Annotated in this window: 30 protein-coding genes and 1 pseudogene; 18 read left to right on the plus strand and 13 right to left on the minus strand. The window is 67.1% G+C overall.

The genetic code is table 11. The annotated features are described in order from the left end of the window. Positions 1-220: 220 nt before the first annotated feature. Positions 221-1,570 (minus strand): glutathione-disulfide reductase, encoded by a 1,350-nt coding sequence (gorA, locus tag JW805_01765; protein MBN2970743.1) that lies wholly within the window; start codon positions 1,568-1,570, stop codon positions 221-223. A 201-nt stretch (positions 1,571-1,771) separates the two neighbouring features. Here gorA and JW805_01770 point away from each other — a divergent pair, with 201 nt between their 5' ends. Further along, on the plus strand, positions 1,772-2,923 hold the full coding sequence (locus JW805_01770) for a saccharopine dehydrogenase NADP-binding domain-containing protein (protein ID MBN2970744.1): 1,152 nt from the start codon (positions 1,772-1,774) through the stop codon (positions 2,921-2,923). Between the two features lie 81 nt (positions 2,924-3,004). Here JW805_01770 and JW805_01775 read toward each other — a convergent pair whose 3' ends face one another. The 4 genes from JW805_01775 to JW805_01790 form a co-directional block, all read right to left on the minus strand. After that, positions 3,005-3,832 (minus strand): hypothetical protein, encoded by an 828-nt coding sequence (locus tag JW805_01775; protein ID MBN2970745.1) that lies wholly within the window; start codon positions 3,830-3,832, stop codon positions 3,005-3,007. A 182-nt stretch (positions 3,833-4,014) separates the two neighbouring features. After that, on the minus strand, positions 4,015-4,482 hold the full coding sequence (locus JW805_01780; protein ID MBN2970746.1) for a RidA family protein: 468 nt from the start codon (positions 4,480-4,482) through the stop codon (positions 4,015-4,017). A gap of 219 nt (positions 4,483-4,701) precedes the next feature. Then, a complete protein-coding gene (locus tag JW805_01785; GenBank protein ID MBN2970747.1) occupies positions 4,702-5,388 on the minus strand; it encodes a hypothetical protein in 687 nt (228 codons plus the stop codon). Beyond that, positions 5,385-5,651, minus strand: coding sequence for a DUF3572 domain-containing protein (locus tag JW805_01790; protein ID MBN2970748.1), 267 nt, complete (start codon positions 5,649-5,651; stop codon positions 5,385-5,387). The genes JW805_01785 and JW805_01790 overlap by 4 nt, the downstream gene beginning before the upstream one ends. Positions 5,652-5,695: 44 nt before the next feature. Here JW805_01790 and JW805_01795 point away from each other — a divergent pair, with 44 nt between their 5' ends. After that, positions 5,696-6,115: a response regulator gene (locus JW805_01795; protein MBN2970749.1), complete on the plus strand. Its 420-nt coding sequence runs from the start codon at positions 5,696-5,698 to the stop codon at positions 6,113-6,115. A 221-nt stretch (positions 6,116-6,336) separates the two neighbouring features. Here JW805_01795 and rpmG read toward each other — a convergent pair whose 3' ends face one another. Beyond that, positions 6,337-6,504 (minus strand): 50S ribosomal protein L33, encoded by a 168-nt coding sequence (rpmG, locus tag JW805_01800; GenBank protein MBN2970750.1) that lies wholly within the window; start codon positions 6,502-6,504, stop codon positions 6,337-6,339. 193 nt (positions 6,505-6,697) lie between these two features. Between rpmG and JW805_01805 the strand changes: the two genes are divergently transcribed. From JW805_01805 to JW805_01815, 3 genes are all read left to right on the plus strand, one after another. Next, positions 6,698-7,024, plus strand: coding sequence for a hypothetical protein (locus JW805_01805; protein MBN2970751.1), 327 nt, complete (start codon positions 6,698-6,700; stop codon positions 7,022-7,024). Positions 7,025-7,039: 15 nt separating this feature from the next. Next, positions 7,040-7,573, plus strand: coding sequence for a hypothetical protein (locus JW805_01810; GenBank protein MBN2970752.1), 534 nt, complete (start codon positions 7,040-7,042; stop codon positions 7,571-7,573). Positions 7,574-7,678: 105 nt separating this feature from the next. Continuing rightward, positions 7,679-8,179, plus strand: a complete 501-nt coding sequence (locus JW805_01815) for a DNA starvation/stationary phase protection protein (GenBank protein MBN2970753.1) — start codon at positions 7,679-7,681, stop codon at positions 8,177-8,179. A 19-nt stretch (positions 8,180-8,198) separates the two neighbouring features. On the opposite strand, the gene JW805_01820 is transcribed toward JW805_01815, so the two are convergent. Further along, on the minus strand, positions 8,199-9,041 hold the full coding sequence (locus tag JW805_01820) for a metallophosphoesterase (protein ID MBN2970754.1): 843 nt from the start codon (positions 9,039-9,041) through the stop codon (positions 8,199-8,201). 194 nt (positions 9,042-9,235) lie between these two features. On the opposite strand from JW805_01820, the gene JW805_01825 reads away from it, so the two are divergent. Both JW805_01825 and JW805_01830 read left to right on the plus strand, forming a co-directional pair. Then, positions 9,236-10,828 carry a cisplatin damage response ATP-dependent DNA ligase gene (locus JW805_01825; protein MBN2970755.1) on the plus strand — a complete coding sequence of 531 codons (1,593 nt, stop codon included), beginning with the start codon at positions 9,236-9,238 and terminating at the stop codon, positions 10,826-10,828. A 58-nt stretch (positions 10,829-10,886) separates the two neighbouring features. Further along, positions 10,887-11,621 (plus strand): DUF4019 domain-containing protein, encoded by a 735-nt coding sequence (locus JW805_01830; GenBank protein ID MBN2970756.1) that lies wholly within the window; start codon positions 10,887-10,889, stop codon positions 11,619-11,621. A 140-nt stretch (positions 11,622-11,761) separates the two neighbouring features. On the opposite strand, the gene JW805_01835 is transcribed toward JW805_01830, so the two are convergent. The 3 genes and pseudogenes from JW805_01835 to JW805_01845 all read right to left on the minus strand — a co-directional run bounded on the left by JW805_01835 (position 11,762) and on the right by JW805_01845 (position 13,308). Beyond that, positions 11,762-12,613 carry a glutaminyl-peptide cyclotransferase gene (locus tag JW805_01835; protein ID MBN2970757.1) on the minus strand — a complete coding sequence of 284 codons (852 nt, stop codon included), beginning with the start codon at positions 12,611-12,613 and terminating at the stop codon, positions 11,762-11,764. Between the two features lie 149 nt (positions 12,614-12,762). After that, positions 12,763-13,077, minus strand: a complete 315-nt coding sequence (locus JW805_01840) for a cold-shock protein (GenBank protein MBN2970758.1) — start codon at positions 13,075-13,077, stop codon at positions 12,763-12,765. 12 nt (positions 13,078-13,089) lie between these two features. Next, a pseudogene (locus JW805_01845) lies at positions 13,090-13,308 on the minus strand (cold-shock protein). Between the two features lie 495 nt (positions 13,309-13,803). On the opposite strand from JW805_01845, the gene JW805_01850 reads away from it, so the two are divergent. From JW805_01850 to JW805_01880, 7 genes are all read left to right on the plus strand, one after another. Next, positions 13,804-14,592 carry a TerC family protein gene (locus tag JW805_01850; protein MBN2970759.1) on the plus strand — a complete coding sequence of 263 codons (789 nt, stop codon included), beginning with the start codon at positions 13,804-13,806 and terminating at the stop codon, positions 14,590-14,592. 138 nt (positions 14,593-14,730) lie between these two features. Next, positions 14,731-15,351 carry a ribonuclease D gene (locus JW805_01855; GenBank protein ID MBN2970760.1) on the plus strand — a complete coding sequence of 207 codons (621 nt, stop codon included), beginning with the start codon at positions 14,731-14,733 and terminating at the stop codon, positions 15,349-15,351. A 36-nt stretch (positions 15,352-15,387) separates the two neighbouring features. Further along, positions 15,388-16,032: an LPS export ABC transporter periplasmic protein LptC gene (lptC, locus tag JW805_01860; GenBank protein ID MBN2970761.1), complete on the plus strand. Its 645-nt coding sequence runs from the start codon at positions 15,388-15,390 to the stop codon at positions 16,030-16,032. Between the two features lie 3 nt (positions 16,033-16,035). Beyond that, entirely contained in the window at positions 16,036-16,569 is a 534-nt protein-coding gene (locus tag JW805_01865) for a hypothetical protein (GenBank protein MBN2970762.1), read from the plus strand. 123 nt (positions 16,570-16,692) lie between these two features. Beyond that, positions 16,693-17,466 carry an LPS export ABC transporter ATP-binding protein gene (gene lptB, locus JW805_01870; protein ID MBN2970763.1) on the plus strand — a complete coding sequence of 258 codons (774 nt, stop codon included), beginning with the start codon at positions 16,693-16,695 and terminating at the stop codon, positions 17,464-17,466. A gap of 158 nt (positions 17,467-17,624) precedes the next feature. Then, positions 17,625-19,076 carry an RNA polymerase factor sigma-54 gene (gene rpoN, locus JW805_01875; GenBank protein MBN2970764.1) on the plus strand — a complete coding sequence of 484 codons (1,452 nt, stop codon included), beginning with the start codon at positions 17,625-17,627 and terminating at the stop codon, positions 19,074-19,076. Between the two features lie 82 nt (positions 19,077-19,158). Next, positions 19,159-19,542, plus strand: a complete 384-nt coding sequence (locus JW805_01880; protein ID MBN2970765.1) for a hypothetical protein — start codon at positions 19,159-19,161, stop codon at positions 19,540-19,542. A gap of 58 nt (positions 19,543-19,600) precedes the next feature. On the opposite strand, the gene JW805_01885 is transcribed toward JW805_01880, so the two are convergent. Then, positions 19,601-20,599: a ligase-associated DNA damage response exonuclease gene (locus tag JW805_01885; protein MBN2970766.1), complete on the minus strand. Its 999-nt coding sequence runs from the start codon at positions 20,597-20,599 to the stop codon at positions 19,601-19,603. A gap of 98 nt (positions 20,600-20,697) precedes the next feature. On the opposite strand from JW805_01885, the gene JW805_01890 reads away from it, so the two are divergent. Continuing rightward, the gene (locus JW805_01890) at positions 20,698-20,886 is read left to right on the plus strand and encodes a hypothetical protein (protein ID MBN2970767.1); all 189 of its coding nucleotides are present in this window, start codon (positions 20,698-20,700) and stop codon (positions 20,884-20,886) included. Positions 20,887-20,943: 57 nt separating this feature from the next. On the opposite strand, the gene JW805_01895 is transcribed toward JW805_01890, so the two are convergent. Beyond that, on the minus strand, positions 20,944-21,585 hold the full coding sequence (locus tag JW805_01895; GenBank protein MBN2970768.1) for a hypothetical protein: 642 nt from the start codon (positions 21,583-21,585) through the stop codon (positions 20,944-20,946). A gap of 49 nt (positions 21,586-21,634) precedes the next feature. After that, complete coding sequence (gene purD, locus JW805_01900) at positions 21,635-22,906, minus strand: phosphoribosylamine--glycine ligase (GenBank protein MBN2970769.1); 1,272 nt, start codon at positions 22,904-22,906, stop codon at positions 21,635-21,637. Between purD and JW805_01905 the strand changes: the two genes are divergently transcribed. The 3 genes from JW805_01905 to JW805_01915 are packed head-to-tail and all read left to right on the plus strand — an operon-like array spanning position 22,905 to position 25,356. Then, a complete protein-coding gene (locus JW805_01905) occupies positions 22,905-24,302 on the plus strand; it encodes an exodeoxyribonuclease VII large subunit (GenBank protein MBN2970770.1) in 1,398 nt (465 codons plus the stop codon). The two genes, purD and JW805_01905, sit on opposite strands and share 2 nt — an antisense overlap. After that, positions 24,302-24,520 carry a DUF2093 domain-containing protein gene (locus tag JW805_01910; protein ID MBN2970771.1) on the plus strand — a complete coding sequence of 73 codons (219 nt, stop codon included), beginning with the start codon at positions 24,302-24,304 and terminating at the stop codon, positions 24,518-24,520. Before JW805_01905 ends, JW805_01910 begins: the two co-directional genes overlap by 1 nt. After that, entirely contained in the window at positions 24,517-25,356 is an 840-nt protein-coding gene (locus JW805_01915; protein MBN2970772.1) for a peptidoglycan DD-metalloendopeptidase family protein, read from the plus strand. The genes JW805_01910 and JW805_01915 overlap by 4 nt, the downstream gene beginning before the upstream one ends. Positions 25,357-25,400: the final 44 nt, after the last annotated feature.

Here is a 25,400-nt window from a genome sequence, read left to right on the forward strand (position 1 = left end):
GGCGGGGGGGGCAACACAGACCGCCAATAATTTGCGGCGCTGTCCTAGCCCGTCGCCCCCGCGAGGGCGGGAGATGAGGTCCCGCCTGCGCGGGAGCGACGGGATGGCGGCTCGCGCCGCGGCAAAGCCGCGTCGTCGGTCGACGCGGAGCGTCGCCGGCCGGCTGAGGCCATGCGCCGCAGGCGCATCGCGGCCGTCGCCGGGCTGACGCCGCTTGGCCTCAGCGCATCAACACCAATTCCTCCGCCATGCTCGGATGCAACGCCACCGTGTCGTCGAACGCCTGCTTGGTGAGGCCGGCCTTCACCGCTACCGCTGCCGCCTGCAAGATTTCCGGCGCATCCGGCCCGATCATGTGCAGCCCGACGACGCGGTCGGTCTCCGCGTCGCACACCATCTTGTACAGGCAGCGTTCGTTGCGGTTCGCCAGCACGTTCTTCATCGCGCGGAAGTCGCTCAGATAGACCTTGACCGCTCCGAGTTTGTTCTTGGCCTCCGCCTCGGTCAGACCGACCCCGGCCATCGGCGGGTGGCTGAACACCGCCGACGGGATGCAGTTGTAGTCGACCCGCGTCGGCTTTCCGCCATAGACGGTGTCGGCGAACGCCTGGCCTTCGCGGATCGCGACGGGAGTCAGCTGAACGCGATTGGTGACGTCGCCGACCGCGTAGATCGACGGGCAGGTCGACTGGCTGTCGGCATCGACCTTCACCGCGCCCTTCTCGTCGAGCTCGACGCCCGCCGTCTCCAGACCCAGTCCCTCGGTGTTCGGCACGCGGCCGGTGGCGAAGATGACGCAGTCGACGGTGACCGGCTCGTGCCCGGTCATCTCGACCTTCAGGCACCCGTCGTCCTGCTTCTCGATCCCGCGGAACTCGGCGTTGAAGCGGAATTCGATGCCCTTCATCATGCTGATCTGGAGCAGCCGGTCGCGGATCGATTCGTCATAGCCGCGCAGGATGACGTCGGTGCGGTTGATCAGGGTCACATGGCTGCCGAACTGGTGGAGCACGCCGGCGAATTCGTTGGCGATATAGCCGGCACCCGCGATCAGCACGCGCTTGGGGATCGCGTCCAGATGGAAGACCTCGTTCGAGGTGATGCCATGTTCGTGCCCCGGGCACGACGGCACCGCCGGCCGCGCGCCGACCGCGACCAGGATGCGCTCGGCGGTGATCTCGCGACCGCTGGCGAGCTTCACGCTGTTCGGGCCGGTCACGACGGCGCGTTCGTTGATGATGTCGACGCCGTGGCTTTGCAGCGTGTTCGTGTACGCCCCGTTGATCCGGTCGACTTCGGCCAGCACGTTTTCCTGCAGGCATTTCCAGTCGAAGTCGCAGTCGCTCGGCACCTTCCAGCCGAAGCGCTGCGCATCCTTCAGATCCTCGGCGAAATGCGCGCCGTAGACGAGCAGCTTCTTGGGCACACAGCCGCGGATCACGCAGGTGCCGCCGACCCGATACTCCTCCGCCACCGCGACCCGCGCGCCATGTGCCGCCGACACGCGCGCCGCACGGGTGCCCCCCGATCCGGCGCCGATGACGAAGAGGTCGTAGTCGTACTGGGGCATGATCGGTCCTTAGCCTGCCCCGAAACCGTTCGCCCTGAGCTTGTCGAAGGGCGCATCTCCACGAGCGTACGGCAGGTGGCGCGCCGCCCTTCGACAGGCTCAGGGCGAACGGAGGGGAGATATGATGGTGCCCATCTAGGACGCCCCGGCCTTGCGCGCCACCCGGCGATGGGCGACGCTGCCGCACAAAGGAGAGGTGCGATGCGCGATTTCGACATCGTCGTGTACGGCGCGACGGGTTTCACGGGACAGCTGGTCGCCGAATATCTTGGCAGCCGCGACCACGGCGTGACCTGGGCGATGGCAGGTCGGTCGCTGACCAAGCTGGAGGACGTGCGCGACGATCTGCGGCTCGACGTGCCGCTGATCACCGCCGATGCCAACGATCCTGCTTCGCTTAGGGCGATGTGCGATCGGGCGAAGGTCGTGCTGACGACGGTCGGGCCTTACCAGCTCTACGGCGAGCCCCTGGTTGCGGCGTGCGCCGCATCGGGCACGGCCTATGTCGATTTGTGCGGCGAGCCGGCGTGGATGCGGCACATGATCGACGCGCACGAAGCGCAGGCCAAGCTTACGGGCTCGCGGATCGTATTTAGCGGCGGGTTCGATTCGATCCCCTTCGATCTGGGCGTCTGGACACTCCAGCAGGCGGCGATCGACCGGTTCAGCCGGCCGTTCCCCCGCGTGAAGGGCCGCGTGATCGCTATGAAGGGCACTTTCTCCGGCGGCACGTTCGCCAGCGCCAGGGCGACGATGGCCGCGGCGGCGAAGGACCCGTCGATCTTCAAACTGATGATCGATCCCTTCGCGCTGACCCCGGGCTTTTCTGGCCCGGCGCAGCCCAAGGGACTGGTGCCCGAATATGACGAGGCGCTGGGCGCCTGGACCGCGCCGTTCGTGATGGCGGCGATCAATACGAAGAACGTCCACCGCACCAACGCGCTGCTGGGGCATCCGTACGGAACCGACTTCACCTATGACGAGATGATGGTCGCGCCGGGCTTGGGCGATATCGGCAAGGCCGCGGCGGAGGCGATCGCGAAGTTCAACCCGATCGGCGGTGACAAGGGACCGGCGCCGGGCGAGGGACCGTTACGCGAAGAGCGCGAGAACGGCCATTACGAAATCGCTTTTCTAGGACAGATGCCCTCGGGTGAACGGCTGCGCGTAACCGTCACCGGCGACCGCGATCCGGGCTATGGTTCGACGTCGAAGATGATCGCGGAAACGGCGATTTGCCTGGTCAAGGATGTGGCCGGCGACGGCGGCATCTGGACGCCGGGCGCGCTGATGGCCGAACCGCTGGTCGCGCGGTTGACGGCGAACGCGGGGCTGACGTTTGCGGTCGGCTGAATCGGACGTCGGGGTCACAAACGATATCGTCTGTGACCCCGGTTTCGACGCCCCCACAAAGTCTCCCTTCGTGGGGATCGATCAGAATGCCGCGGTGATGCCGACGACGGCGGTCGGGCCGACGATCGAGCCGCCGGTCGTCTTCGACAGGTTGGGCTGGAGATACAGCGATTCGCGTGCCGTGATGTCGGTGTCGACATAGGACACGTTGAGCGTCAGGTTCTTCCAGGTGATGTCCGCGCCCAGCGACCAGTCCCAATAGTTGCCGGTCGGTGCGACGCTGGTGCCATTGGGGCCCAGACCGGGGTTGCCGCTCGAATAGCCGATGTGGCCCTTCAGCGTGACCGGGCTGGTCGGGATCGCGACCGCGGCGTCACCGGCGAGGTAGAGGTTGTCCCACGCCTTGCCCGGGCCGGCGACAGGCGGCGTCAGCGAACGGGTGTAGAGGCCCAGCGCGTTCTGCTTCGGGGCGTAGAATACCGACGCGGTCAGCGTCGCCGGGCCGGTCGTGCCGCTGAGCTTGGCATAGGGTTCGAAGAAGTCGGTTTCGTCCGCGCCACCGGGATACATATACCAGGTGACGCCGACGTCGAGCGTGCCGTTGGCAAGCGGCGCCTTATAGCCTGCGATCACGTCGAGTTCGAGGTTTGCGCCGCCGAACGTGCCCCAGCCCGCGAGGTTCGAGCCCCAGGTGCCGACATAGAAACCACTTTCATGGGCGATGGTGATGCCGCCCTGGACGGCGACCTCCTTGTCCGACTGCGACACGCCGCGAAAGCGATAGTCGGAGACGACACCGACGCTGCCCGACACCGTGACCGGGGGCGGCGGATCCGTCACGTCCTGGGCGAACGCGGGGGTGGCAAGGACGCTGAACGCCAGCGCGAGCGGGGTAACCGGAAAACGCATCGTAAGACCTCCATGTTGGGTCGATGGTTTCCGCCTGCGTGCCGGGTGCGGGGCTGCTACGTGGCGCTCCCGCTTACCGGCGACTCGGATAAGGTGACGCATTGTGTTGCGCCGCACAACAAAAAAGCGTCGCAAGCCGTGCCTGCGACGCCCAATTGTTGCGCTGGCGCAACAGCTGCCGCTTACGAAACGGCGATAATGGCATCCACTTCCACCGCGACGCCCCGCGGCAGCGACGCCACGCCGACCGCCGCACGGGCGTGCTTGCCGGCATCGCCGAATAGCGCGACCATCAGGTCAGACGCACCGTTGGCGACCTGCGGCTGTTCGGTGAAGTCGGGCGTCGAATTGACGAATACGCCCAGCTTCACGATCCGCACCACGCGGTCGAGCCCGCCGAGTGCCGCCTTCGCTTGGGCGACCACCATCAGCGCACAGCGCTTGGCGGCTTCCTGGCCGTACGCCAGGTCGTGCTCGCCGTCACCGATGCGGCCGAGGATCAGCTGGCCGTTGGCGTCGAACGGGATCTGCCCCGACACGTGGAGCAGGCCGCCGGCTTCGACGGTCGGGACATAGGACGCGACCGGGGCAGCGGCCTCCGGCAGGGTCAGGCCGAGTTCTTCGAGCTTGCGGTCGACATGGGTTGTCATGCGGTTTCTCCGGTTAGGGTCTGTACTTGATCAGGACAGGGATCGTGATCGTTTGCAGGAAGGCGCTGGCAAGAAGGGCGGCGCAGCAGGTAGTGGCGCTACCTGCAAGCAAGCGACGCCGTCCAGCGCCTTCCTGCAAACGACGGCTCCGCCGCGGGCCGATGTTGACCCAGGGCGGCGTCGATCGTCGGTCACGATGCAAACGCATCGCTCCGCGCCTCACTTCTTGCCCTGACCGAAAATCGGCTCCGTCACGACCCCGTCCTGATCGAGTACAGACCCTAAGGCCGGGGCGGGGGCGCCCTCGGCAAAGCGGGTTGCGATCCAAGCGCGTGCGTCGTTCCAGTCGTCGATGCGAGCATGGGCGTGGGGCGCGCGGGGCACCGACGGGGCGAGCGATGGCTCCGACACCATGTGCAGCCGGTGCACGTGCGGCGCGTGCTTGGCCACGGATTCGTGGTGGACGGCCAGATCGTCGACGAACACGGTGACGCTCGGGGAATATTCCTCGATCAGCCGCGCGACCGGCGCACCCTTGCCGCCCTGATTGCATTCGACGCGGTGGGCGATGCCGTGTGTTTCCAGCTGAGCGATTCGCGCCTCGCGACAATGGTCGTGCAGATTGGTCAGCACGACGATGTCGGCGGTCTTGACAAGCTCAGCCAGCGCGTCGCGGGCGTGTGGGACGAGCGTCTGGCGGTCCATTTCGTGCGGGAAGAAGCCGTCGAGGTACGACCACATCTCGTCCCGGCCGAGCAGGGTGCCGTCGCGACGCGTCATGCTGGTGGCGAAATCGCCGCCGTTGGGCGTGAAGTCGATGTCGTGCGCCTCGTCCAGCCACACGCCGAAATGGCGGACCATATGCAGCAGCACTTCGTCGCAGTCGGTGATCAGCAGCGGCCTCATGCGCGCTCCAGCCGTTCGCGGATGCGGACGAGGTCGGTCGGCGTGCAATTCAGCGCGCCGGCGCAGGCGATCAGGTCGCTCTCGTGATTCTCGAGGAATTGCAGCACGGCGGCAAGGGTCGCGGGCGACCCCGCCGACGTGCGCAGCGCCTGCGGATCGAGCCCCGTCAGGTCGAGCAGCCGCGCCGCACGGCTCGGTTCCTCGAGCGTCCACACTAGCGCGCGGAGCGCCAGCGTATCGTCATTTGTCTCGTGCGACTGCATCGCCTAGATTCGCGCTCGTCTTTTGCGGAAAGGTCAGGGCGGGCGTGGCAAAAAGGGTGCTCGTTGTCGAGGACAACGAACTCAATCTGAAACTCTTCTGTGACCTGCTGCGCGCGCACGACTTCGTCACCGAACCGGTGCGCGACGGACGCGAGGCGGTGGCGCGGGCGAAGGCGTTCGAGCCCGACCTGGTCGTGATGGACATCCAGTTGCCCCATGTCAGCGGGCTGGAGCTGATCGGTCAGATGAAGCGCGATCCGCGGTTGCGCGCGATCCCGATTATGGCGGTCACCGCCTATGCCGGCCGAGATGACGAGGAGCGTATCCGCGCGGCGGGGGCGAATGCCTATGTGTCGAAGCCGATCTCGGTGATGCGATTCGTGCAGGAAGTGCGGGCATTGGTGCCCGCGGAGACGGCGCCTTCAAATCCTCCCCGGCACGGGGAGGGGGACCGCGTCGCGTAGCGGCGTGGTGGAGCGGGCTCTCCGCCTACGAATCATCTGCCGCACGCCCTCTCCACCACCGCTTCGCGGCGGTCCCCTCCCCGTGCCGGGGAGGATCATCGGGAAACGCAAAAAAGCCGTGGGGCGCTCGGGCCCTACGGCTTACAGAAACCCGGCGAACCGCCTGAGGCTCTGAACCCCCGCCTGCGCGGGGGGCTGCGCAAAGCTCGCCGCGGCGAGGTTTACTTGATCTTCGCTTCCTTGAACTCGACGTGCTTGCGCACGACCGGGTCGTACTTGCGGAACGAGAACTTCTCGGTCTGCGTGCGCGGGTTCTTCTTCGTGACGTAGAAGAAGCCCGTGTCCGCGGTGCTGACGAGCTTGATCTTGACGGTTGCCGGCTTGGCCATGACCCGAATCTCTAAATCTGTTCAAAAGAAAGAGGCGGCACGCACACGCGGCCGCCGTCAGGGGAGGGCGCATGGTCGATATGGCCGCGGGTGTCAAGCTTTTGCCGGGAAATCCCGCACGTCGATCCTCGTTGACGCCATCTTAACCATTCACGGCGCAGCGTGCGTGTCTGGATAAGAAGGTGCGTTCGATATGGCACTGCGGGGCGTGGATGCGATGACACTGGTGCGCGACGATCTGCTCGCGCGGGTCGATGCGATCGATCGGCGTGCGGATCGCCTGCGGCCGAACGAGCTCGCCCATGAGCTGGAGGCGATCCGCCGAATCGCGAATCGCCACGGCATCGGCCCGGCGATCACCGTCGTCCATGCGCTCGACAGCGCCCTGTCGCGCGGCGAACGCGGGCCGCTGGTTCATGGCTGGCTGGCCATCCTGCGCGATGCGGTCGGCTTTACCGGCGCGCCGGTGCACGCATCCGAAACCTATGCGGCGGCCTGCGCGGTTCGCCTGGCCCGCTGATCCGGTGACCTGAGTTTGGACGCATTGGTACCCGCGTTCGTCGGGGCGCTGCTGGCCGGCATCGGTGAGCGACCCGCGCGTCTGGCCGCCCTGTTGGGCGAACGGCGCGGCGTGTTCGCGGGGTTTGCGCTCGGACATGCTGCCGCCATCGCCATCGCGGTTGCCGGGGCCATCCTGATCGCACCGATGCTGTCGCCCAATGCCCGCAGCATCCTGCTGGCCATCGCCCTCATCCTCGCCGGGTTCGGCACGCTCTGGCAGCGCCGCGTCGAGCGACCCTCGGGGCCGGCCCCGATCGCGGCCGCCGCGGGAAGTTTCGTTGGGGGCGAAGGCACCGCCTTTCTCGCCTTTGCGCTCGCCGTCGGTGGGTCTCTGCCCGTACTCGCCGGATTGGGCGCCTTTGCCGGCGCGATGCTGCTCGTCGGCATTGCCGGCGGCATGGGGCAGGCGTGGCTGCGACTGCCGCTTCGCACGATCGGCCGGATTGCGGGGGCGCTGCTGCTTTTGACCGGCATCACTGTTGGTCTTGCCGGGCTGCGACTGATCTAGCGTTCCGATCACACAGCCGATCCAATTGCGCCCTTCCGGGGGGAGCGTTTCGCGCGCCAGGTCGTTACTGATACGAAACCGACGTTCACCTACCGGAGACTTTTCGTGGCCGATGCCAACCCCGCCCCGCTCGCGACCCCGACCGACCTCAATCGCAACGACACGCGCAGCGTTGCCGATGCGCTCAATTCGTCGCTCGCGGATTGCTACGCGCTGTATCTGAAGACCAAGAATTTTCACTGGCACGTCTCGGGCCCGCATTTCCGCGATTATCACCTGTTGCTCGACGATCAGGCGGCGCAGATCCTGGGCGTGACCGACGCGATCGCCGAGCGCGTGCGCAAGACCGGCAACCTGACCCTGCGCTCGATCGGCGACATCGCGCGCCGCCAGACGCTGAAGGACAATGACGCCGAGTTCGTGACCGCCGCCGACATGCTGGCCGAATTGCGCGAGGACAATCTGAAGCTCGTCGAATCCTTCCGCGTCGTGAAGGAAGCCGCCGAGGACGCGAAGGACAATGCGACCAGCGGAATCGTCGATGAATGGACCGACCAGGCCGAGGAGCGGGCGTGGTTCCTGTTCGAGGCCAGCCGCAAGGGGTGAGCCGCTTCGCCGGGCGCAGTCAGCGCTGCGCCCGGTTTGCCCCTGTCAGCGTCAGCAGCCAGATGTCGGGCGGCGCGTTCAGCCGCAGCGGCAGCACGCTGGTCCCGACGCCTGCCCCGATGATCGTCGCGCGCCCTCTTTCGCGAACGATTCCGCAGAGATAGCGCGCGCCATAGGCCGATGGGATTTCGAGCGGACCGTAGAGCGGCAGCACGATCTGCCCGCAGTGCGTGTGGCTGGTGACGACCAGCGGGGCGTCGGTGGGCAGATCGGGAACAACGTCGGGCCCATGGCTGACGACCAACCGCGGACCCGGCAGCGTTCGCGCCGACGCCATCGCTGCGTCGATGCGGTCATGCTTGGTATAGCGATCGTCGATCCCCACGACGGTCAGCACGCCAAAACGCTGAGCGCGATTGTCGAGAATGGTGACGCCCGCCGCAGCCAGTGCCGCGCGCACCGGGCCGACACCCGTCCAATGGTCGTGATTGCCCATCACTGCCACCGTGCCGACCCGCGGGGTCAGTTGCCGAAGTGGCGCCACCAGCAGCGGTGCACGGTCAGACGACAGGCCTTTGTCATGCCCCGCGATGAAATCGCCTGCCAGCACGACGACGTCTGGCCTCAGCGCGTTGATCTGTGCGACGATCCCGGTCAATCGCGCGTCATCCATCGCCAGGCTGCCGATATGGATGTCGCCGATCACCGCGACCGTCATCGGCGCGGTCGACGCTGGCCAGCCGGGCAGGTCGACTGTCGCGCGGCGCACGACCGGCGCTTGCCGCGCTTCGAAAAACATCCAGCCGAGCAGAACGATGCCGAACATTCCGGCGGCAACAGCAAGGCGGACCAGGACGCGCATCACCCTCGCTTAGATTGACCGATCCTGCGCCACCACCCCGTTCAAGCCGAGCCTGTCGAAACGCCGTTCTGCGATAAACACACAGGTCGCTTGCGGACCGAAGGACGGTGCCTCGGCAGGCTCAGCACGAACGGTAGAAGAAAGGACACGACGCCACCCGCGGAACCGGATGCGCTCGCCCATGTTAGCCCTTCATGCGCGCGTTTGCCGACCTGCTTGATTCGCTCATCTACACACGGTCGCGCAATGCGAAGCTGAAGCTGATCGGCGATTATCTGCGTGTCACGGCGGACCCCGATCGCGGCTGGGCGATGGCGGCGCTGACGGGGGAACTCGACCTGCCGGCGGTGAAGCCCGCCGTCATCCGCGCGATGGTCGACGAGCGGGTCGACCCGGTCCTGTTCCGCATGAGCCGGGACTTCGTCGGGGATTCGGCCGAGACGATCGCCTTGATGTGGCCCGAACCGCAAGGCGCCCCGCCGCTGCCGCCCGAGGCGCTGACGCTGTCCGCCGTCGTCGATCGGCTCGCATCGCTCAGCAAGTCGGACACGGCGGGCGTGCTCAGCGCCTATCTCGACACGATGGAGGCGGACGAGCGCTACGCCCTGCTGAAGCTGGCGACCGGGGCATTGCGCGTCGGTGTCTCCGCCCGCCTCGCCAAGACCGCGCTCGCCAATGCGTTCGGCGTCGATGTCGATGCGGTCGAGGAAGTATGGCACGGCCTGACGCCGCCCTACACCGCGCTGTTCGACTGGGTGGAGGGGCGCGGGGATCAGCCGACCGCGGCCGATGTGCCCGTCTTCCGCCCCTTCATGCTCGCCCACCCGCTCGAGGAGACGGTCGTCGATCTGGCCGATTATGCCGCCGAATGGAAATGGGACGGCATCCGCGTCCAACTGGTCCATGTCGCCGGCGAGACGCGGCTGTACAGCCGGGCGGGCGACGACATCACGCGCAGCTTTCCCGAAGTCGCGGCGGCGTTCCGCGCGGACGGCGTCCTCGACGGCGAACTGCTGGTCCGCGGCGATGCGCAAGGGGCGGGGCGCGACGATGCGACCGCCAGCTTCAACGCGCTGCAGCAGCGATTGGGGCGCAAACAGGTGTCGGCGAAGATGCTGGCCGACTATCCTGCGTTCGTCCGCCTCTACGACATCCTGTTCGACGGCGCCGAGGATCTGCGCCCGCTGGCGTGGACCGATCGGCGAGCGCGGCTGGAGGCATTCGCGCGGAAGTTGCCGGCGGAAAGCTTCGACGTTTCCTCGGTGATCGACGCCAGCGACTTCGCGCATCTGGGCGAAATTCGCGCGGGCAGCCGCGATGCCGCGATCGAGGGCGTGATGCTCAAGCGTCGCGACTCGCCGTACGTCAGCGGGCGCCGCGTGGGGCTGTGGTACAAATGGAAACGCGACCCGCTCGTTGCCGATTGCGTGATGATGTACGCGCAGCGCGGATCGGGGAAGCGGTCGTCCTTCTACTCCGACTATACCTTCGGCTGCTGGACCGAGAGCGGCGAGTTGTCGCCGGTCGGCAAGGCCTATTCGGGGTTCACGGACGAGGAGCTGAAATGGCTCGACCGGTTCGTCCGCAACAACACGGTCGCGCGGTTCGGGCCGGTGCGAGAGGTCGAGAAGACGCTGGTGCTCGAAGTCGCATTCGATTCGATCCACGCATCGAAACGGCACAAGTCCGGCGTCGCGATGCGTTTCCCCCGCATCAGCCGCATCCGTCGCGACAAACCGGCGGCGGAAGCCGATACGGTTGCCGCGCTCGAACGGCTGGTGACCTGAGCCGGGGTACGAATTTTTCGGGGTGGTTGGGGCAGGGCGGTCCGCTTAGGTCTGCCGCATGAGTACGCCGCCGACGGACGACTTTTGGGGGCTGACCGCGAGGGAAAAGCAGACGCTGCGGCTGATCGTGCGCGGACACGACGCCAAGTCGATCGCGCGCAGCCTCGACCTGTCGGTCCACACGATCAACGAACGGCTGCGCGACGCGCGCCGCAAGATGGCGGTGGCAAGCAGTCGTGAAGCCGCGCGGATGCTGTTCGAGGCGGAAGGTGCGATCCCCGAAAAACTGGGGGACGGACAAATCGGGGCAGACCCGGTCGCGATACCGGTCGATCACGCGGCAGGGCCGGCACGGCGCCGGCCTGCCCTTATCACCGGAGTGTTGCTCATGACCATCCTGTTCGGCCTCGCGGCGCTGATCGCCGCGCCCTCCGCCACGCAAGCGCCGGCATCGACGGAAGCCGTCAAGACCGACGTTGTGCAGGCGGCGCGAAGCTGGCTCGAACTGCTCGACCAGAGCAAATGGGAAGCAAGCTATCGCGGTACCGGCAGCGCGTTTCAAAAGCTCAATACGCTGAAGTTGTGGACCGACGTGTCCGAACGCGTGCGCACGCCGCTGGGTGCGGTCGTGTCGCGTACCCTGCTCAGCCAGGAAAACCTACCCGCTCCCCCCGACGGCTACGAAGTCGTCAAGTTCCGCACTCGTTTCGCCAATTCGGGCGAGGTGACCGAGACGGTGACGTTCGAACGTGAAGCGGGCGCGTGGCGGGTTGTTGGGGTCACGGTGGGGTAGCATCAGTCGTTCCCCGGCGAAGGCCGAGGTCCCGTTTCGACCTGTGGGGAAGTCCGCGAATCGGTTGCGGCTGGGCCCTGGCCTTCGCCGGGGCACCGGACGCAGTTGCAACTTCCCTCAACGATCACGTTGGTCCGAAGTTATTGTGCCGGCACCAGCTTTATTTCGAACAGCGTCGGCCATAGCTTTCCGGTGACGAACAGCCGCCGCGCCTTCGCATCCCAGGCGATGCCGTTGAGCACCGCATCCGGGTCCCTCGCGGCGACCTGACGCGACAGGGCGCCGGCGTCGATGATCTTGGTGACATGCCCATCCGCCGGATCGATCGCGACGATATAGTCGGTCTGCCAGACGTTCGCGAAAATCTCGCCGTCGACTGTCTCCAGTTCGTTCAACTGGTCGATCGGTTGCCCGCGAAGGGTGACGGTCACTCGGCGGCGCTCGGCGAGCGTGTCAGGGTCTAGGAAACGCAAGGTCGGCGTACCGTCCGACAGGACCAGCTGGTCTGCCAGACTCGCCAGTCCCCAGCCTTCGCCCGGATAGCGGCGGGTGCCCATCGGCTTCAGCGCCTTCGCATCCCAGCGATAGGCGATCCCGTCCTTCCACGTCAGGCTGACGAGCGTCGATCGATGCAGCGCCAGCCCCTCGCCGAACTGCGGCGTGGGGATCGACCGGCGGGCGAGCACCTTGCCGTCCTTCAGCGACACATGGCGCACCTCGGACCGGCCTTCCTTCCCGGTACTCTCGAACAGGCTGCCGTCGTGCCAGACGAGTCCCTGGGTGAAGGCGCGGGCGTCGTGGGGATAACGGCCGACGACCTCGACGGTGAATCGCGGGATCGGGGCAGGGGCGGGGGCGGCCTGCGGCTGCGATTGTGCGGGCACCGGCTGCGCCTGGGGTGGAGCAGCGCCGATCAGCAGGGCGGCGAGGACGAGCGAGGCGGCGCGGACGATCATGGACGGAATATAGAGCGGCGCGAATGAATGGGCCATTGGCGACGTGCTGGTCTCACACTCGCAATCCGCGCTCCCGCGCAGGCGGGAGCACGGCCGCACTTTGGCAACGTCAGTCGTGCCACAACGAAAACGGGCGGCGCCGCATCCGGCACCGCCCGTCTTTTCGATTTACCTGACGGCGAAGCTTACTGCTTCGGCTCCAGGTTCACCGCGGCATGCTTGCCGCGGCGATCGATCTCGAGTTCGAAGTCCAGCTTGTCGCCTTCGTTCAGCGTCGGCAGGCCCGCACGCTCGACCGCCGAGATGTGGACGAACGCGTCCGGCTGGCCGTCGTCGCGCTGAATGAAGCCGAAGCCCTTCATCGCGTTGAAGAACTTGACGGTGCCCGACGCACGCTCGCCGGTCAGCTGACGCTGCGGGCCGCCGCCGAAGCCACCACCGGCACCGCCGCGAGGGCCGGCGTCACGGTCACGCGGCGGGCCGCGGTCGGTGACGGGCATCGGCTCGCCGTCGATCTTCAGTTCGGTGGCCGAGATACGGCCGCCGCGATCGACGAGGGTGAAGCCGAGCGGCTGGCCTTCCGCCAGGCCGGTCAGGCCGGCCTGCTCGACCGCCGAGATGTGGACGAACACGTCTTCGCCGCCGTCATCACGGACGACGAAGCCAAAGCCCTTCTGCGCGTTGAAGAACTTCACCACGCCGGTGCCTTCGCCGATCACCTGCGGGGGCATGCCGCCGCCACGGCCGCCGCCGAAGCCGCCACCACCGCCGCCGCCGCGGAAACCACCGCCGCCGCCGCCGCCGAAGCCGCCACCGCTGCGACCGCCGCCGAAGCCGCCACGATCGCCACCGCCGAAGCCGCCGCCACCGAAGCCACCACGATCGCCGCCGAAGCCGCCACCGCCGAAGCCGCCGCCACCGAAGCCGCCGCCGTAGCTGTCGTCACCGCCGCCGAAGCTGTCCCGCTTGTCGCGGCCGCGTCCACCGCGATCGCCGCGGCCACCTTTATTGAAACTCATAACCCTATTCGTCTTCCCGGGCCGTCCGAATCGTCTCCCAACCGTTGCGCCGGACGACGGACGCAGGGTTACGGGCGCGACTAACGCGCACGTGTAAGAATCGCTCATAGACGAATTGTCAGGTCGCCGCGAACGAATTCGACGCAATTATGGCAAGTTTCGCAGCGATGATTGCCTATCTGTGGCGCTTTCGGCACAGATCGACCCATGGAGAACTTGTCTACCCTCATCGCCGACCCCGCCGCCTGGGCCGCGCTGGTCACTCTGATCGTGATGGAGGTGGTGCTCGGAATCGACAACCTCATCTTCATTTCGATCCTGTCGAACAAGCTGCCGGAGGGGCAGCGGCAGAAGGCGCGGCGAATCGGCATCGGGTTGGCGCTCGTCATGCGCCTCGCCCTGCTGTCGATGATCGCGTGGATCGTCGGGCTGACCGCGCCGGTGTTTGATCTGGGCTGGTCGGCGCGCGATGCGGAGGGCCATGTTCTCTACGACACCGCCTTTTCCTGGCGCGACCTGATCCTGATCGCGGGTGGCCTGTTCCTGATGTGGAAGGCGACGAAGGAAATCCACCACACGATCGATCATGAGGACACCGGCGAAACGTTGGACAAGGGCGGCAAGGTCGCGATCAGCTTCGGTTCGGCCATCGTCCAGATCCTGTTGCTCGACATGGTTTTTTCGATCGATTCGATCCTGACCGCGGTCGGCATGACCGAACATGTCGCGATCATGTATGTCGCGGTCATCGTCGCGGTCGTGACCATGCTGGTCGCCGCCGACCCGCTGGCGAACTTCATCAACCGCAACCCGACGGTCGTGATGCTGGCACTCGGCTTCCTGCTGATGATCGGCATGGTGCTGATTGCGGAGGGCTTCGGCGCGCACGTGCCCAAGGGGTATATCTATACCGCCATGGCCTTTTCGGCCGGGGTCGAGGTGCTCAACATCTTCGCGCGGCGGCGTCGCGCGAAGAGGGCGGCGGGCGCCGAGTAACGCGAAACGGCAAAGCCGCTTCGTCGGACGCGCTGAGTGGCGCGCCGGCCGCCGTGGCGAGTCCGCGTCGAACGATGTTCGACGTGGCCGCCCGCTTCGTTATTGAGCGTTCAGCCTCAGCCCCCTATGTGCCGCGCTATGGCCGTATATCTCCACGAAGAAGACATCCCCGCCGACCTGTTCGCGCCCGGCGCATCGATTGCGGTCGATACCGAGACGATGGGGCTGATCACGCCCCGCGACCGGCTGTGCGTCGTGCAACTGTCGGACGGTGGTCCGGACGAACATCTCGTGCGCTTTTCGGCGGGTAGCGATTATGCCGCGCCGAACCTGAAGGCCCTGCTGGCCGACCCGGCCCGGCTGAAGCTCTATCATTTCGGCCGTTTCGATATCGCCGCGATCCGCCATTATCTGGGCGTCGTGGCGGCGCCCGTCTATTGCACCAAGATCGCGTCGCGCCTGATCCGCACCTACACCGACCGTCACGGGCTGAAGGAGCTGGTTCGCGAGCTGCTGGGGCAGGAGCTGTCCAAGGCGCAGCAATCGTCCGACTGGGGCGCGCCGGACCTGAGCGACGCGCAGAAGGAATATGCCGCGTCCGACGTGCGCTACCTGCATGCGATGAAAGTGGAACTCGACAAGCGGCTCGAGCGGGAAGGGCGGATGCGACTTGCCCAGGCCTGTTTCGACTTCCTGCCGCATCGCGCGGAGCTCGACCTGGCCGGCTGGCCCGAGACCGATATCTTCGCTCATGCCTGATCGGCGCGCCTCGATCCGACCGGAGCGACGCGGCTGATGTCGCGCGCCGCCAACGCCGAGAGGACCGCCCGCCAACGCTGGGCGGTGCCGGGCAGCAGCCATGACAAGTTCGTGGCCCTGCTCCAGTTCGTGCTGCCGGTCGGCATCGGCGTGCTCGCGGCGTTCCTGGTCATGGCGCCGCTGTTCATGGGCGGCGACGTCAGCTTCGTGCTCGACAAGAACAAGGTCGATGTCGCGCAGGAACGCATGAAGCTGGAAGCGGCGCGGTATCGCGGCCAGGATGCGAAGGGCCAGGCCTTCACGCTCAATGCCGCGTCCGCGGTCCAGCGCAGCTCGGCCGAACCGATCGTCCAGCTCGACAAATTGTCCGCCGGGCTCGACATGCGCGAGGGGCCCGCGAAGATTACCGCGCCCAGCGGCCTGTACGACATGCGCAACGAACAGGTGAAGATCGACGGACCGATCGCTTTTTCTGCCGCCGACGGTTACCGCCTGGGCACGACCGGCGCGATGGTCGATCTCAAGACCCGCAAGATGCAGAGCGACGGTGCCGTGCAGGGCAGTACGCCGATGGGGACGTTCAGTGCCAACCGCTTGTCGGCCGATCTTGAAGGCCGCGTCGTCCGTCTTGAGGGAAATGCCCGCTTGCGGATCGTGCCCAAGAGCGCGAATAGGCGCTGATCTATGCGTGCCCGCTCTGCTTTTCTTGCCCTGGCCCTGCTCGCGACATCCGCGGCGGCACAGGTGCGTCACAATTCGAACGCGCCGATCGATTTCAACGCCGGCACGATCGAGTTGCAGGACCGCGCCAATCGCGCGATCCTGTCGGGCGGCGTCAACGTGAAGCAGGCGAACATGACGCTGGAAGCCCAGCGCATGACCGTCGCCTATACCGGCCGGATCACCGAAGGTTCGCCCCAGGTGTCGCGCCTCGATGCCTCGGGTGGCGTGACGGTCACGCGCCCGAACCAGCGCGCGAAGTCGCAATATGCTGTCTACGACCTCAACCGCCGCCTCATCACGATGCTGGGCGGCGTGACGCTGGTCGAGGGGGCGGGCAACACCGTCAGCGGCGGGCGGCTGACGATCGACCTCGATTCGGGTCGCGCAACGATCGACGGATCGTCGGTCGGCACGACCAAGGCGCCCGACGGCACCGTCATTCGTCAGGGCGGCCGCGTGACCGGCCGCTTCTCGGTGCCCGAGCGCACGCAGTAGGCGCCGCGGACGAGGCGGTTCGCCGCTTTTGCGCTTTTCTCCGTCGCGGCTTTCATGCAGGAATCCTGCCAAGTCCGGGCGTCGTAAACGTTCGGTAACCGTGTCGTGCGAGCAGGAGCATTGATGACCGACGCCGCTACCCTGTCCCCCGCACCGGTCGTGCCGGTCGAGACCGCCAGCGGCCTGTCGGTCGTGTCGATCGCCAAGGCGTATGACAAGCGGACCGTGCTGACCGACGTCTCGCTGACGGTCGGCCATGGCGAAGTCATTGGCCTGCTCGGCCCCAACGGCGCGGGCAAGACGACGTGCTTTTATTCGGTGATGGGTCTGGTGAAGCCCGATTCGGGCCGCATCATGCTGGATGGCGAGGACATCACCGGCCTGCCGATGTATCGCCGCGCGATCCTGGGTCTGGGCTATCTGCCGCAGGAAACCTCGATCTTCCGCGGGCTGTCGGTCGAAAAGAATATCCTCGCGGTCCTCGAACTCGCCGAGCCCGACAGGGCGGCGCGCCAGGCGAAGCTCGACAAGCTGCTCGACGAATTCGGCCTGACCCGCCTGCGCGATGCGCCGGCCATGGCGCTGTCGGGCGGCGAGCGGCGCCGCGCCGAGATCGCGCGCGCGCTTGCGGCCGAACCGACGATCATGCTGCTCGACGAACCGTTCGCGGGCATCGATCCCATTTCGATCAGCGACATCCGCGATCTGGTGAAGACGCTGAAGGGCCGCGGGATCGGGGTGCTGATCACCGATCACAATGTCCGCGAGACGCTCGACATCGTCGACCGCGCCTACATCATCTACGACGGCCGCGTGCTCTTCACCGGCAGCCCGCAGGCACTGGTGGCGGACGAGAATGTCCGGCGACTGTATCTGGGCGAGGGCTTCGAGCTCTGAGTCATGACACGGGCATCCCATAAATCCTCCCCGGCACGGGGAGGGGGACCAGCCGAAGGCTGGTGGAGGGGGGGCGCCACGGGCGTCGACTTCGCGGCCCGCCCCTTCCACCATTCGCTTTGCGAATGGTCCCCCTCCCCGCAGGCGGGGAGGATCTGATGAGCCTCGCGCCGCGCCTCGATCTCCGCCAGTCGCAATCGCTGGTGATGACGCCGCAGCTGCAGCAGGCCATCCGCCTGCTCGCGCTGTCGAATCTGGAGATCGAAGGCTTCATTGCCGAGGAGATCGAGAAGAACCCGCTGCTCGAAGCCGGATCGACCGATGCGGTCGACACGCCTGAACCCGTGATCGTCGAGCCGACCGAGGCCGGCGGCGGTGATGGCGAGGCGGCACTCGATATCGATACCGCGTCCGCGTTCGAGAATGATTCGCCCGGCGACCGCGACGGATCGATGGGCCTGGCGGGCACCGCCGGCGGCGCTGCGCCGGAGGATGGCCCGGACCTCGACGGCTTCGCCAATCCGGATGTCAGCCTGGCCGACCATCTGCTCGCACAGGCGGGTGCAGTCGTGTCAGGCGCCGACATGTTCATCGCCGCGCATCTGATCGACCAGATCGACGAGGCGGGCTATCTGACCGCGCCGCTGCTCGACATGGCCAACCGGCTGGGCGTGCCGCTGGCGCGGGTCGAGGCCGTGCTGGCGCAAATCCAGACGCTCGACCCGACCGGCGTCGGCGCGCGGTCGCTGGCCGAATGCATCGCGCTGCAGGCGAAGGAGGCCGATCGCTACGACCCGGCGATGGCGGCGCTGATCGACAATCTCGATCTGCTCGCCCGCGGGGAGCGCGCGCGCCTGAAACGCATTTGCGGGGTCGACGACGAAGACCTGGCCGACATGATTCGCGAGCTGCGCGACTACGACCCGAAGCCGGGTTGTCGTTATGGCGGCGAGAGCGCGCCCGCGGTCGTCCCCGACCTGTTCATCACCAAGACCGCGGCCGGCTGGCGGATCGAACTCAATTCGGCGACGCTGCCGCGCGTGCTGGTCAATCGCCGCTATCACGCCGAACTGTCGAACGTCGGCGGTGACAAGGCATCGAAGGCGTGGCTCAGCGACTGCCTCGCCAGCGCCAACTGGCTGGTGAAGGCGCTCGACCAGCGCCAGCGCACGATCATCAAAGTGGCGACCGAACTGGTGAAGCAGCAGGAAGCGTTCTTCCTGAAGGGCGTCGCGCATCTGCGTCCGCTGACGCTCGCGAAGGTCGCGGAAGCGATCGAGATGCACGAATCGACCGTCAGCCGCGTGACGAGCAACAAATATCTCAGCTGCGCGCGCGGCGTATTCGAACTGAAATATTTCTTCACGTCCGCGATCCAGTCGGCCGACGGAGGCGAAGCGGTGTCGGCCGAAGCCGTAAAGGCGGCGATCAAGGCATTGATCACAGCCGAGGATCCCAAGGCGATCCTGAGCGACGACACTTTGGTCGACATGCTGAAGGACAAGGGCTTCGACATCGCCCGCCGCACGGTCGCCAAATATCGCGAGGCGATGGGCATCGGCAGTTCGGTTCAGCGGCGCCGGCAGAAGGCGCTCGGCGCAGCCGCCTGACGTACGCTTTGCATACGAATGTGTGGGCGAAGCGAACCGCGGTTACGAATTCTTCAAATTCGGCGCGTTAGCGTACCGCCCCATGAACGCCAACTTTTCCATAGAGTTGCGTCGGGAGCGCAACCTTCTGGACGTCCGCATGGCGGGCTTTTTCACGTTGGATGACGTGGCTCGATATCGTGCCGCGATCACCGCTGCGAGCCGCGAACTGGGCGGTGATCCGGGACAGCAGATCATGATCTGCGACATTAGCGAGATGCGGATCCAGTCGCAGGAGGTCGTGGAGGCGTTCCGACAGAATATGGCCGATCCGCTCTATGCGCGGCGCCGCGTCGCGCTGGTCGCGTCCGCGACGCTTGCCCGGACTCAGGCTCAACGCGCCGTAGGGCGTCGCGAGGCGCGCATGTTCACCAGTCGCGCGGACGCCGAGGCATGGCTGTTCTCGGATGTGCGGGCGGCCGCCTAAGGGTGCATCCTCGATCGGGCGGGTGTGACGCAGCCGATCCCGCTTCTGATCGAGGTCCCTAGTCGTCCTCGTCCTCGAAGCCGACCAGGTCCAACGCGCGAGCCTTGATCTGGCGCATCGCGCACCAGTGAACCAATGCGTCCTCGCGGCCATGGGTAACCCAGACTTCGCGAGGGGAAAGTTCCTGGATCGTCGCGGTCAGTTCGTCCCAGTCGGCGTGATCGGACAGGATGATCGGCAGCTCGATATTCTTCTGCCGCGCGCGTTGGCGCACCGTCATCCAGCCGCTTGCCATCGCGCTGATCGGGTCGGGCAGGCGGCGCGACCACCGGTCGTTGAGTGCGGACGGCGGCGCGAGGACGACGCGGCCCATCAGCTCGGCCTTGGCGACACCCATCGCCGGCCGCAGGTCACCCAGATCGACGCCATTTTCGACATAGAGGTCGCACAGCCGTTGCAGCGCGCCATGGATGTAGATGGGGTCGTCGAACCCCATGACGCGCAGTTCGCGAATGACCCGCTGCGCCTTGCCCAGAGCATAGGCGCCGACGAGCACGCACCGGTCGGGGTTGGCGCGCAGCGTGGCAAGCAATTTGTCCATTTCGTCATGCGCTTCGGGGTGGCGAAAGACCGGCAAGCCGAAGGTTGCTTCAGTGACGAACACATCGCATTTGACCGGCTCGAACCGCGCGCAGGTCGGGTCCTCGCGGCGCTTGTAGTCGCCCGACACCACCACCCGTTCACCGCGGTGGTCGAGCACGATCTGCGCCGAACCGAGCAGATGGCCGGCGGGCACGAAGCTCACGTCGATCTCGCCAAGCTTCAGCGACTCGCCGTACGCGACCGGCCGCCCGGTCTGTGGTCCATAACGGACCTCCATGATCTGCAGCGTCTCGGGTGTCGCCCACACTTCGCCATGTCCGCCGCGTGCGTGATCGGCATGACCGTGCGTCACCAGCGCGCGCGGAACCGGAACCGACGGGTCGACCCATATGTCGGCTGCCGGCAGATAGATGCCCGTCGGGTGGGGCTGCACCCAATCGCCCAGTCTCGCCATGATGCAAGAAGCGCGCGAAGCGGCGTTCGCGTTCCAGTGGATCGATTGCCAAGTCCGCTTCGTTGACGCCGCCAGACCTGTTTTTGAGGAGCAAGGCCATGGATATCGGTGGCGGAATCTGGAGTATCCTGACGATCGTCGGCCCGCTGGTGCTGATCGCGGTGCTCGCGTGGGCTGTCATGACCAACCGCCGCTCGCGTAGCGCCGAGCAGCGCACCGAGGAGGCAACGCGGGCGAATTACGACCGACAGGAGCGTGCCGACAAGGCAAGCGAGTCGGCACGCTAAGCGATCCCGGCGCCGCCCTTCGCGATGGAAAGCGGAGCGTGTCGGGCGGCTGACCGCTTACAGCTTTCCAAACGCCGCTTCGAAGCCAGCGCGGTCGTCCTTCGCCAGATAGCCCGCTTGCTCGATCCAGCGGTCGCGCGTCATGCGGCCTTGGAAACTGCCGAGTTGGGCGTCGAGGGCTTCGGCCTCTGCGGGTGAAAGCGCGGCGATCTGGGCGTAGGTCGTGATGCCGAGATCGTTCAGCCGGGCCGCCAGTTTCGGTCCGACGCCCTTCAATCGGGTCAATTCGTCGCCGCCTGTCGCAGGCGCCGGGTCGGACGGCGGCGTTGCAAGGTCCGCGGCGATCGTCGCCGGCGCCGGATCGAACGGCGCGGCGGTCGCGACGACCGGCGTGTCGTCGCCGGCCAGCGGGGGCGGGGCGGGGGCGACTGGAAGGGGCGTCGGGGTCGGTTCCGGTTCCGGTTCCGATGCAGCGATGGGGACCGGCGTCGTTTCGGGCGCGGGCGGCGGCATCTCGTCGAGCGTTGCGACCGGGACGCTTGCGGGGGTGTCATCGCTGCGATCCTCGATCGCATCGTCGACCTTCTGGCGGCGGCGCTTCAGACGCGCGCCGTGCAGGATCACCATCACCGCCAGAACGATGCCGATCGCAATCAGCACCAGGTTGGTCGTCGTCAGCCAGCTCGCGTCGGTTCTCATCGTCGGCCCCTGTTGCCTTAAAGTCGGATATCCGTCGTCCTAACGCCGGTCAGCGTGTTTCGCCGCGTTCGCGCGCGACTTCGCGCCAGCCGATGTCGCTCCGGGCGAAACCGGTCGGGAAGTCGATTCGCTCGACCGCACGATAGGCAGCGGCCTGCGCCTCGGCGACGGTGGCAGCGCAGGCGGTGACTGCAAGCACGCGCCCGCCGGCGGCGACCAGTTCGCCGTCGCGTGCGGCGGTTCCGGCTTGGAACACGGTCGCTCCGCCAGCTTCCGCCGCGTCGATCCCGCGGATCGCGCCACCGGCGGCAGGCGTGCCCGGATAGCCGTTCGCCGCCATCACCACGGTCAACGCGATCTCGTCCCGCCATGTGGCCGTCGCCTGGTCGAGCGACCCCTTGTCGGTCGCGATCATCAGCTCCAGCAGATCGCTCTCGAGCCGCGGCATCAGCACTTCGCATTCCGGGTCGCCGAAGCGCGCGTTATATTCGATCAGCTTCGGCCCATCCGCCGTCAGCATCAGTCCGGCATAGAGCACGCCCTGGAACGGATGCCCGACCCGCGCCATCGCCTCCACGGTCGGCCGGACGATCTCGTCGATCGCTTGTCGCTCCAGCTCGGGCGTCAGCACGCGGGCAGGGGAATAGGCGCCCATGCCGCCGGTGTTCGGCCCCGTATCGCCGTCGCCGACGCGCTTGTGGTCCTGCGCAGAGCCGAAGGGGAGCAGATGCTTGCCGTCGGTCAGGACGAACAGGCTGGCCTCCTCGCCCTCCAGAAATTCCTCGATCACCGCTTCGGCGCCGTGGCCGTGGAACAGGTCGACCAAGGCCGCATCCGCCTGTTCCGCAGACACGGCGATCGTCACGCCCTTGCCCGCGGCCAGGCCGTCCGCCTTGATGACCACCGGCAGCCCGAATTCGGCGACCACCGCGCGCGCGCCGTCCAGCGCGCGGACGCGTTCGTAGCGCGCCGTCGGAATATTCTCGCGCGCGCACAGGTCCTTGGTGAAGCCCTTCGACCCTTCCAGCTGGGCCGCGACCTTGCCCGGGCCGAACACGCCGACGCCCATCGCGCGCAGATTGTCGGCGAGGCCCGCGACCAGCGGCGCTTCGGGCCCGATCACGACGAAGCCGATGTGCTTGGCACGACAGAAATCGACGATCGCCCGGTGGTCGGCCAGGCTCAGATCGACGCATTCGGCGTGGTTGGCTATTCCCGGATTGCCGGGCGCGGCGTAGAGCCGGGTCAGGCCGGACGACTGTGCGAGCTTCCAGGCGAGCGCATGCTCCCGGCCACCCGATCCCAACAGCAGGACATTCATGGCCGATCCCTTCCTCGACGACGCAGACACCGGCCGGCTGGTAGCCGAGCCAGCGCCGGGCAGCAACGCACCCGACATGTCGGTCAGCGAGCTTTCGGCACGGTTGAAGCGAACCGTGGAGGGCGCGTTCGGCCATGTCCGCATCCGCGGCGAGATTTCGGGCTGGAAGCGTGCGGGCTCGGGCCACTGCTATCTGGCGCTGAAGGACGATGCCGCGGTCATCGATGGTGTCATCTGGCGCGGCGCGGCGTCCGCCCTGCCGTTCCAGCCGGCCGACGGCGTCGAAGTGATCGCGACGGGCAAGCTCACCACCTATCCCGGCCGCTCCAAATACCAGATCGTCATCGAGCGGATGGAACTGGCCGGCGAAGGCGCGCTGATGGCGCTGCTCGAAAAGCTGAAGGCCAAGCTGGGCGCGGAGGGGCTGTTCGATCCGGCGCGTAAGAAGCCGTTACCCTTTCTGCCCAAGGTGATCGGCGTCGTCACGTCGCCCACCGGCGCGGTCATCCGCGACATTCTCCATCGGCTTGAGGATCGCTGCCCGACCCATGTCCTCGTCTGGCCGGTGAAGGTCCAGGGGGCGGGCTCGGCGGAGGAGGTCGCAGGCGCAGTTCGCGGGTTCGACGCGATCCAGCCCGGCGGTCCGGTTCCGCGACCCGATCTGGTCATCGTCGCCCGCGGCGGCGGCTCGATCGAGGATCTCTGGTCGTTCAACGAGGAAGTCGTCGTCCGCGCGGTCGCCGCCTGTTCGATCCCGATCATCTCGGCAGTCGGACACGAGACCGACACGTCGCTGTGCGACCACGCCGCCGACCTGCGTGCACCGACCCCGACGGCCGCGGCCGAGATCGCGGTGCCGGTGAAGGCGGATCTGGTCCACACGCTCAAGACGTACGGCCTGCGCACCGAACGCTGTGCGCGCCGCTATCACGAACGTGGGCATGAGCGGCTGGCGGCGCTGGTCCGCGTGCTGCCGAAGCGCGACGCGATCCTGGGGCCGCAGCGCCAGCGGCTCGACGACCTGGCCGGGCGGCTGGGCCTCACCCTCGAGCGGCGGCTGGTCACGGCGCGGCGCGAGCTCGATCGTGCGGCCGGGGCACTCAGGCCATCGGTCCTCGACGCGCGGCTGGCGCGGGCGCGCGACCGGGCGAGCGATCTTGGCCGTCTGCTCGAAAGCGTGAATCCGGAAAAGCCGCTGGAGCGTGGCTATGCCTGGGTCGCCGCGCGCCCGGCCGGCGAAGTCGTCGGGACCGCGGAGGCCGCGCGCGCGGCGGGCGCAATGACGCTCCACTTCCGCGATGGGACGGTCGACGTGCGGCTTGAGCGTGGCGGCGGCAAATCCCATACTTCTGTCACACCCGCGGCCGCCGCGCCGACGCAACCCGATCTGTTCTGATGAAGGCCGACCCCGAAATGCTGATGTCCAAGTCCGATCGCGCCGCGAAGCTCCATTATATGGCGAACGGCTTTCGCGTGCTGAGCACCGGCGACCATGTCGTCTGCGCGAAATCGGGCGCGCGCATTCCGATCGAGGAGCTGCGCTATTGGGACGTCGCCAGCCAGCAGCCATTCGCCAGCGCCGAAATCGCCAGCGAGGCGCTCGCGCCCCAATGACGCGCGCGCTGGCCGTAGGTCTCGCTCTCGCCCTTAGCCCTGCCGCGCTGGTCGCGCAGGTTCCGATGGCGGGGCCCTTCGCGCTCGATGCCGTGCCGACCCAGGGGGGTGTGGCCCGCGGGATCGCCCCGGCCGGCACCCGGACACTGACCCTGGGCCCGGTGGCGGTGCCGGTCGCGCCGGATGGCCGGTTCCTGATCGCCTTCGACCGGGACGCCGCGCCGGCGATGGACTTGCTCGCGACGCTGGCCGATGGCCGCACCGTCCGCCAGGTCCTGACCGTGGCGCCCCGCGCCTGGCGCATCGAACGGCTCGACACGCTTGCGCGCGGCACCCAGCCGACCGAGGCGTTCACCCGCCGCCGTGCGCCCGAACTCGCGCAGATCGCTGCCGCCCGGGCGGTCGACCGCCCCTCCGACGGTTGGCGGCAGCGCTTCGTCTGGCCGGCGACCGGCCGCATCTCCGGCCTGTTCGGCAGCCAGCGCATCTACAAGGGCGAACCCGGCGCCTATCACAGCGGCGTGGACGTAGCACGGCCCACCGGCACGCCGATCGTGGCTCCGGCCGATGGGGTCGTCGCCCTTGCCGCCGATGCCCCCTTCACCCTGGAGGGCAACCTGCTGATGCTCGACCACGGCGCCGGCCTGGTCAGCGCCTTCCTCCACCTCAGCCGCATCGACGTGAAGCCGGGCGAGCGGGTGCGCCAGGGTCAGGTCATCGGCGCAATCGGCGCCACCGGCCGCGCGACGGGCCCGCATCTCCATTGGGGTATGACGTGGCGGGGCAGCCGGATTGATCCGCTGCTCGTGGCGGGGGCGATGAGGAATGGCAGCTAAGCCCATTCCCCGGTTTTGGAATATTTTTGGCGTTCGATAGCTTG

Source organism: Roseomonas aeriglobus (genome assembly GCA_016937575.1).
Classification (GTDB): domain Bacteria; phylum Pseudomonadota; class Alphaproteobacteria; order Sphingomonadales; family Sphingomonadaceae; genus Sphingomonas; species Sphingomonas aerigloba.

Coding starts and splice junctions, on each gene's coding strand:
- JW805_01895 (MBN2970768.1), bottom strand. CDS start 21,585: ATGAGAACCGACGCGAGCTGGCTGACGACGACCAACCTGGTGCTGATT.
- JW805_01855 (MBN2970760.1), top strand. CDS start 14,731: ATGGCCGTATATCTCCACGAAGAAGACATCCCCGCCGACCTGTTCGCG.
- JW805_01915 (MBN2970772.1), top strand. CDS start 24,517: ATGACGCGCGCGCTGGCCGTAGGTCTCGCTCTCGCCCTTAGCCCTGCC.
- JW805_01865 (MBN2970762.1), top strand. CDS start 16,036: ATGCGTGCCCGCTCTGCTTTTCTTGCCCTGGCCCTGCTCGCGACATCC.
- lptC (MBN2970761.1), top strand. CDS start 15,388: ATGTCGCGCGCCGCCAACGCCGAGAGGACCGCCCGCCAACGCTGGGCG.
- rpoN (MBN2970764.1), top strand. CDS start 17,625: ATGAGCCTCGCGCCGCGCCTCGATCTCCGCCAGTCGCAATCGCTGGTG.
- JW805_01820 (MBN2970754.1), bottom strand. CDS start 9,041: ATGCGCGTCCTGGTCCGCCTTGCTGTTGCCGCCGGAATGTTCGGCATC.
- gorA (MBN2970743.1), bottom strand. CDS start 1,570: ATGCCCCAGTACGACTACGACCTCTTCGTCATCGGCGCCGGATCGGGG.
- lptB (MBN2970763.1), top strand. CDS start 16,693: ATGACCGACGCCGCTACCCTGTCCCCCGCACCGGTCGTGCCGGTCGAG.
- JW805_01880 (MBN2970765.1), top strand. CDS start 19,159: ATGAACGCCAACTTTTCCATAGAGTTGCGTCGGGAGCGCAACCTTCTG.
- JW805_01910 (MBN2970771.1), top strand. CDS start 24,302: ATGAAGGCCGACCCCGAAATGCTGATGTCCAAGTCCGATCGCGCCGCG.
- JW805_01825 (MBN2970755.1), top strand. CDS start 9,236: ATGCGCGCGTTTGCCGACCTGCTTGATTCGCTCATCTACACACGGTCG.
- JW805_01785 (MBN2970747.1), bottom strand. CDS start 5,388: ATGAGGCCGCTGCTGATCACCGACTGCGACGAAGTGCTGCTGCATATG.
- JW805_01790 (MBN2970748.1), bottom strand. CDS start 5,651: ATGCAGTCGCACGAGACAAATGACGATACGCTGGCGCTCCGCGCGCTA.
- JW805_01830 (MBN2970756.1), top strand. CDS start 10,887: ATGAGTACGCCGCCGACGGACGACTTTTGGGGGCTGACCGCGAGGGAA.
- JW805_01885 (MBN2970766.1), bottom strand. CDS start 20,599: ATGGCGAGACTGGGCGATTGGGTGCAGCCCCACCCGACGGGCATCTAT.
- JW805_01840 (MBN2970758.1), bottom strand. CDS start 13,077: ATGCCCGTCACCGACCGCGGCCCGCCGCGTGACCGTGACGCCGGCCCT.
- rpmG (MBN2970750.1), bottom strand. CDS start 6,504: ATGGCCAAGCCGGCAACCGTCAAGATCAAGCTCGTCAGCACCGCGGAC.
- JW805_01850 (MBN2970759.1), top strand. CDS start 13,804: ATGGAGAACTTGTCTACCCTCATCGCCGACCCCGCCGCCTGGGCCGCG.
- JW805_01890 (MBN2970767.1), top strand. CDS start 20,698: ATGGATATCGGTGGCGGAATCTGGAGTATCCTGACGATCGTCGGCCCG.
- JW805_01775 (MBN2970745.1), bottom strand. CDS start 3,832: ATGCGTTTTCCGGTTACCCCGCTCGCGCTGGCGTTCAGCGTCCTTGCC.
- purD (MBN2970769.1), bottom strand. CDS start 22,906: ATGAATGTCCTGCTGTTGGGATCGGGTGGCCGGGAGCATGCGCTCGCC.
- JW805_01905 (MBN2970770.1), top strand. CDS start 22,905: ATGGCCGATCCCTTCCTCGACGACGCAGACACCGGCCGGCTGGTAGCC.
- JW805_01780 (MBN2970746.1), bottom strand. CDS start 4,482: ATGACAACCCATGTCGACCGCAAGCTCGAAGAACTCGGCCTGACCCTG.
- JW805_01770 (MBN2970744.1), top strand. CDS start 1,772: ATGCGCGATTTCGACATCGTCGTGTACGGCGCGACGGGTTTCACGGGA.
- JW805_01835 (MBN2970757.1), bottom strand. CDS start 12,613: ATGGCCCATTCATTCGCGCCGCTCTATATTCCGTCCATGATCGTCCGC.
- JW805_01805 (MBN2970751.1), top strand. CDS start 6,698: ATGGCACTGCGGGGCGTGGATGCGATGACACTGGTGCGCGACGATCTG.